A 6,477-nucleotide genomic window follows, 5' to 3' on the forward strand; every position below is an offset into this window, starting at 1 on the left:
GGGGGGCGCTGCGGGGCCGGGGGGGGTGGGGGCCGCCCCCCCCGGGGGGGGGCCCCCCGGCCGGTCGCCGCGGGCGACGTGGTGCACGTGCGGCCGCAGCGCCCGGAGGCCGGCTGACGGACCGGATGCCCCGGATGACGGGATTCCGTGCGAACATTCCACCTGGCAGCGGTGTGAGGCGCGCCACTACCCGCGCGGTGGGGCACGCCATTGACAGGCAGGACGAGAGGCAGTGCGGCGACCGCACGGGGATGGACCGGTGGCAGGCGAGGAATCGGGCGGCAGCGGGGGCGGCAACGGCGACGCCGGGAGCGGCAACGGCGACGCCGGGGGCGGCAACGGCGACGGCGGGGGCGGGGACGGCCAGCGGACGGTCGCCCTCGACCTGGAACGGCTGATCCTCGACGCCCCGCGCAAGTACACCCCGTACCAGGCCGCCCGCGCCGCGGACGTCCCGATGGAGCTCGCCAGCCGCTTCTGGCGGGCGATGGGCTTCCCCGACATCGGGCAGAAGCGGGCGCTCACCGACAACGACGTGATCGCGCTGCGCCGCCTCGCCGGCCTGATCGAGTCCGGGCTGCTCAGCGAGTCGATGGCGATCCAGGTCGCCCGCTCCACCGGCCAGACCACCTCCCGGCTGGCGACCTGGCAGATGGACACCTTCCTGGAGAACCTCACCCAGTCCGTCGAGCCCGGCATGACCAGGGCCGAGGTCGCCTACCCGCTGACCGAGCTGCTGCTGCCCGAGCTGGAGCAGTTCCTGGTGTACGTCTGGCGCCGTCAACTCGCCGCCGTCACCGGCCGGGTGGTGCACGCGGCCGAGGACAACGAGATCACCAGCGGCCGCCTCGCGGTCGGCTTCGCCGACCTGGTCGGGTTCACCCGGCTCTCCCGGCGGCTGGAGGAGGAGGAGCTCGGCGAGCTCGTCGAGACCTTCGAGAACACCTGCGCCGACCTGATCGTGGGCCGCGGCGGCCGGGTGATCAAGACCCTCGGCGACGAGATCCTCTACGCCACCGAGGAGCCGGCCATCGCGGCCGAGATCGCCGTGGTGCTGGTCGAGACGCTGGCCAAGGAGGACACCATGCCGGCCCTGCGGGTGGGCATGGCCTTCGGCACGGTCACCTCCCGGATGGGCGACGTCTTCGGCACCACCGTGAACCTGGCGAGCCGGCTGACCTCGATCGCGCCCAAGGACGCCGTGCTGGTCGACGGCGAGCTCGCCACCGCCCTGGAGCAGAGCGGGGCCGTCCCGCCGTACGTGCCGGAGGACCCGGCCGGCCACCGGTCGGAGAGCGGCTACCCCTTCCACCTCCAGCCGATGTGGCGCCGTCCGGTGCGCGGGCTGGGCCTGGTCGAGCCGTGGCTGCTCACCCGCAGCGCCCTCGGTGACTGAGCGGCACCGGACGCTCACAATTTCACCTTGACAAATCGGGCATAGCCTTACCGAACCGCCATAACCTTGGTCCACTATGGATGCGCACCACGGCGGTACGGACCACAGGGACGAGGCGATCCGGTTGAGCGGCGAGACCACAGCTGCCCAGCGCCCCGGCGGCCCCGCGCCGCAGGCCGCCACCACCGACCTCCGGCTCCAGGCGGTGGTCGAGCTCGCCCACGACATGGCCGGTGCGCTGACCCCGCTGGAGGCCGTGCGTGCCGCAGCCGTCCGGGCCACCAGCGCGCTGGACACCACGATGGCCGCCGTCTCGGTCTGGGACCGCGAGTCCGGGCGGCTCCGGGTGCTCGCCAACTACGGCGACCTCGCCGCCGGCGAGGAGGAGTTCCCCGAGGACGAGTCGTACCCGGTCGCCGACTTCCCCGAGATCGTCACCTACCTGGACGAGCACTGGACCACCGGCCGGCTGCCCCGCGCCTGGGTGCAGACCGCGGAGGACCCGGACCCGCAGAGCGCCCACCCGCACCCGGGTGCCGGCGCGTTCTGCCGCCAGCGCGCGGCCGGGCTGCGCCGGCGCGGCCGGGCCTGCTGCCTGGTCGCCCCGATCGTGCTGCACGGCCAGGCCTGGGGCGAGCTCTACCTCGCCCGGACGGAGGGCATGCCGGTCTTCGACGAGGCCGACGCCGACTACGCCACCCTGCTGGCCGCACAGATCTCCGCCGGACTGGCGCAGACCGAGCGCCTCGCCGACCTGCGCCGCCTCGCCTTCACCGACCCGCTGACCGGGCTCGCCAACCGGCGCGCGGTGGACGCCCGGCTGGAGAGCGCCCTGCAGGCCCACAACCGCGACGCCACCGTGGTCAGCCTGGTCGTCTGCGACGTCAACGGGCTGAAGCGGGTCAACGACCAGCTCGGCCACGAGATGGGCGACCGGCTGCTGGAACGATTCGCCCACCAGCTGTCGCTGTGCGCCGCGAAGCTGCCCGGCAGCCTGGCCGCGCGGCTCGGCGGCGACGAGTTCTGCCTGCTGGTGGAGGGTCAGAAGGCCGACGAGGTGGTCGCGGTGGCCGAGGAGCTGTGCACCCGGGCCCTGCAGCTCACCGAGGGCGAGGGGGTGGCCTGCGGGGTCGCCTCCACCGGCGACTCGATCGGCCCGGTCTCCACCCCGGACCGGCTGTTCCGGCTGGCCGACGCCGCCCAGTACCGGGCCAAGGCCTCCCGGGCCGCGCACCCGGTGGTGGCCGGCCGCAGCCACGGGCCCGGGTTCTCCCCGGACCCGACCGTGCTGCTCGCCGACGCCGCCGACCCGCACCACCGCAGCGAGCCGCGCCGGGGCGGGCCCGGCCCGCGCGGCGGCGACCGGCGCCGCTTCCGCGGGGCCGCGCACAGCGCCGACCCGGGCCAGCTGCTCGCCACCGTGCTGGCCGCGCTCGACCACAACGGCACCCAGCGGGCCAACCATCCGGCCGACACGCTGGCCCGGCTGGTGACCGTCGCGGAGACCGCCGCCCACCTGCTGGACGCCGTCGCCTGGTGGGTCTCCTACGTGCCGCCCGGCTCCCACCTGATGCGCACCGCCCAGCACGCCGTCTACCGGCTGACCAGCGGGCCGAGCGGCTCCGGCGCGGTCACCCAGCGGGCCCAGATCGAGGCGCCGGACGCCGTGTTCGACCTCCGCCACTATCCGCAGACCCGCCGGGCCGCCCGCGGCGGCGGCTTCGCGCTGCGGGTGGGCGCGGCCGGCAACGACCCGGCCGAGGAGGCCGTGATGGTGGTCAGCGGCTACAAGGCGATGGTCGCCGCGGGCGGCCCGAACCCGGCCGGCGGCTGGCTGGTCGAGCTCTTCGCGGACGATGCGACCCTGCCGCTCGGGCAGGTCGCCGCGACGCTGCGCGCGCTGGTCGCGGTCGCCCTCTCCGGCCCGGCCTCGCCGCCGCCCGACTGACGCCGCCGGGCCGGTCCGCGGTCCGCGGACGGGACGTCACAGCTGGGCCACAGCGGGCCCCGCAGGACTGTCCGGGGCCGCCGGGGGCATGCGACAGTGTGACCGCATCGCACCGGGGGACCTGGGAGGGACCAATGCGCACACGGCTGGCCGGAGTACTGCTCACACTCGTGATGGCGGTCGGGGGGACCGCGCTGGCCGGCGGCGAGGCAGTCGCCGCACCGCGGGCCGCCGCGGCCGTCCGGCAGGCGCCGGCGGCGCCGCAGGCCCCGGCCTCGGCCGGGCGGACGGTGACCGCGCGGGCGGCGTCCGCGACGACCGCCGTCAACCTGGCGAAGTCCAAGACCAAGAAGAAGTCGAAGTCCAAGAGCGGCGTGCTCGGCAAGCTGATCGGCGTGCTGGTGATCATCGTGCTGCTGGCCGTGCTGGTCGCCGTGGTGGTGTCGATGCGCCGCCGCTCGCGCGACTGACCCCGGGCCGGGCGGGGCGGCGGCTCAGCCGGCCGCCACCCGCTCGGCACCCGTGTACACGTTGGCGCTCTCGCCGCGCAGGAACCCGACCAGGGTCAGGCCCAGCTCCTCGGCGAGCTCGACCGCCAGCGAGGAGGGCGCCGACACCGCGGCCAGCAGCGGGACACCCGCCAGCGCCGCCTTCTGGGTCAGCTCGAACGAGGCCCGCCCGCTGACCAGCAGCAGGTGCCCGGCCAGCGGCAGCCGGCCCTCGCGCAGCGCCCAGCCGACCACCTTGTCCACCGCGTTGTGCCGGCCCACGTCCTCGCGGACGCAGAGCAGCCGGCCCTGCGCGTCGAACAGCCCGGCGGCGTGCAGGCCCCCGGTGCTCTCGAACGCCCGCTGCGCGGCCCGCAGCCGGTCCGGCAGGGCGTACAGCGTCGCGGGGGAGACGCGCAGCGGGTCCTCGGCGACCGGCCACCGGCTGTGCGTGCGCACCGCCTCCACGGTGTCGCGGCCGCACAGGCCGCAGGCGCTGGTGGTGAGCAGGTTGCGGTGCGTCGACAGCGCGGCGACCCGGCCGCGGACGGTCGCGTCGACCACGTTGTAGGTGTTGGCGCCCTCGGCGTCCGTCCCGGCGCAGTAGCGCAGCGCGGCCAGCTGCTCCGCCGAGTGGACCATGCCCTCACCCACCAGGAAGCCGGCCACCAGGTCGAAGTCGTGGCCCGGGGTGCGCATGGTGACGGTCAGCGGCTCGCCGCCGACCCGGATCTCCAGCGGCTCCTCCGCAGCCAGCGAATCGGGCCGCACGCCCTGCTCCGCGCCGCGCAGCCGGACCACCCTGCGCCGTATCGTCGCCCGTGCCATCAGCCCTCCGTCGTCCCGTGCCCCGTCGGGCCCAGCCTGCGGCACCGGCGGCCGGAAGGGAAATCCCCCGGGGGTCGCCGCGACTGACCCGCCGCCCGCGGTTGTCAGATTCCCATTCACCTGATTCGATTGTGCATATGGATATGCACGGTGCTGTGGCCCCCGACGCGCCACTGGTCCAGGTCGGCAAGGCCGATGTCACTGCCGAGGACGTCCTCGCCGTCGCCCGGGGCAACGCCCGGGTCGAGATCGGCCCCGACGCCCTCGCCGAGATGGCCGGCGCCCGCGCCCGGATCGACGCGCTGGCCGCCGAGCCGCGCCCGGTCTACGGCGTCTCCACCGGCTTCGGCGCCCTCGCCGTCCGCCACATCAGCCCCGAGCTGCGCGCCCAGCTCCAGCGCTCGCTGGTCCGCTCGCACGCCGCCGGCATGGGCCCGGTGGTGGAGCGCGAGGTCGTCCGCGCGCTGGTGTTCCTGCGCATGAAGACCCTCGCCTCCGGCCGTACCGGTGTGCGCCCGCTGGTCGCCGAGACCATGGCCGCCCTGCTCAACGCGGGCATCACCCCGGCCGTCCGCGAGTTCGGCTCGCTCGGCTGCTCCGGCGACCTCGCCCCGCTCTCGCACTGCGCCCTGGTGCTGATGGGCGAGGGCACCGCGTTCGGCCCGGACGGCGTGGAGAAGGACGCCGCGGAGCTGCTCGCCGCCGCCGGCATCGAGCCCGTCGAACTGCTGGAGAAGGAGGGCCTCGCCCTCATCAACGGCACCGACGGCATGCTCGGCATGCTGGTCATGGCCATCGCCGACCTCCAGCGCCTGTTCACCACCGCCGACATCACCGCCGCGATGAGCCTGGAGGCGCTGCTCGGCACCGACAAGGTGCTCGCCCCCGAGCTGCACGCCCCGATCCGCCCGCACCCCGGCCAGGCGCTCTCCGCCGCCAACATGCTGGCCGTGCTCAAGGGCTCCGGCCTGACCGGCCACCACCAGGACGACGCGCCGCGCGTCCAGGACGCCTACTCGATCCGCTGCGCCCCGCAGGTCGCCGGCGCCGGCCGCGACACCGTCGCGCACGCCCGCACCGTCGCCGAGCGCGAGCTCGCCGCCTCGGTCGACAACCCGGTGGTGCTCCCGGACGGCCGGGTGGAGTCCAACGGCAACTTCCACGGCGCCCCGGTCGCGTACGTGCTGGACTTCCTCGCCATCGCCGCGGCCGACCTCGGCTCGATCTCCGAGCGGCGCACCGACCGGCTGCTCGACAAGGCCCGCTCGCACGGCCTGCCGGCCTTCCTCGCCGACGACCCGGGCGTGGACTCCGGCCTGATGATCGCCCAGTACACCCAGGCCGCCCTGGTCAGCGAGAACAAGCGCCTCGCCGTCCCGGCCTCGGTCGACTCCATCCCGTCCTCCGCCATGCAGGAGGACCACGTGTCGATGGGCTGGTCGGCTGCCCGCAAGCTGCGCCAGGCCGTGCAGAACCTCTCCCGGGTGCTCGCCGTCGAGCTGGTCGCCTCCTCCCGTGCGCTGGAGATCCGCGCCGAGGGCGGCAGCGGCCCGCTCGCCCCGGCCTCCGCGGCCGCCATCGCGGCCGCCCGCGAGGCGGGCGTCGGCGGTCCCGGCCGCGACCGCTTCCTGTCGCCCGACCTGGAGGCCGCGGCCGCCCTGGTCGCCTCCGGCGACCTGGTGCGCGCGGTCGAGCGGGTCACCGGCCCGCTGGCCTGACGCCCCGGCGGGTCGGGGGGGCTCCGGCCCCCCCCTGCCCCCCCCGCACCCCCGCGCGGCCGGGCCCCGCGGAGGGGAGGGTGGTGCGGCGGGGGCCGG

Annotated in this window: 4 protein-coding genes and 1 pseudogene; 4 read left to right on the forward strand and 1 reads right to left on the reverse strand. The window is 75.7% G+C overall.

Annotation, left to right across the window (positions count from 1 at the left end; all coding sequences use genetic code 11):
• Positions 1-259: 259 nt before the first annotated feature.
• From ACFV0G_RS20860 to ACFV0G_RS20870, 3 genes and pseudogenes are all read left to right on the forward strand, one after another.
• Positions 260-1,396, forward strand: coding sequence for an adenylate/guanylate cyclase domain-containing protein (locus tag ACFV0G_RS20860; RefSeq protein ID WP_380549705.1), 1,137 nt, complete (start codon positions 260-262; stop codon positions 1,394-1,396).
• A 226-nt stretch (positions 1,397-1,622) separates the two neighbouring features.
• A pseudogene (locus ACFV0G_RS20865) lies at positions 1,623-2,777 on the forward strand (diguanylate cyclase domain-containing protein); the annotation flags it as partial.
• A gap of 701 nt (positions 2,778-3,478) precedes the next feature.
• On the forward strand, positions 3,479-3,814 hold the full coding sequence (locus ACFV0G_RS20870) for a hypothetical protein (RefSeq protein ID WP_380549708.1): 336 nt from the start codon (positions 3,479-3,481) through the stop codon (positions 3,812-3,814).
• 24 nt (positions 3,815-3,838) lie between these two features.
• Here the strand turns inward: ACFV0G_RS20870 and fdhD are convergent, their stop codons facing one another.
• Complete coding sequence (fdhD, locus tag ACFV0G_RS20875) at positions 3,839-4,660, reverse strand: formate dehydrogenase accessory sulfurtransferase FdhD (protein WP_380549711.1); 822 nt, start codon at positions 4,658-4,660, stop codon at positions 3,839-3,841.
• 143 nt (positions 4,661-4,803) lie between these two features.
• Between fdhD and hutH the strand changes: the two genes are divergently transcribed.
• Positions 4,804-6,378: a histidine ammonia-lyase gene (hutH, locus tag ACFV0G_RS20880; protein ID WP_380549714.1), complete on the forward strand. Its 1,575-nt coding sequence runs from the start codon at positions 4,804-4,806 to the stop codon at positions 6,376-6,378.
• The last annotated feature ends 99 nt before the right edge of the window (positions 6,379-6,477 follow it).

The sequence above is a fragment of the Kitasatospora sp. NPDC059571 genome (assembly GCF_042735675.1).
In the GTDB taxonomy this organism is placed as follows: domain Bacteria; phylum Actinomycetota; class Actinomycetes; order Streptomycetales; family Streptomycetaceae; genus Kitasatospora.

Coding starts and splice junctions, on each gene's coding strand:
- ACFV0G_RS20870 (WP_380549708.1), top strand. CDS start 3,479: ATGCGCACACGGCTGGCCGGAGTACTGCTCACACTCGTGATGGCGGTC.
- fdhD (WP_380549711.1), bottom strand. CDS start 4,660: ATGGCACGGGCGACGATACGGCGCAGGGTGGTCCGGCTGCGCGGCGCG.
- hutH (WP_380549714.1), top strand. CDS start 4,804: ATGCACGGTGCTGTGGCCCCCGACGCGCCACTGGTCCAGGTCGGCAAG.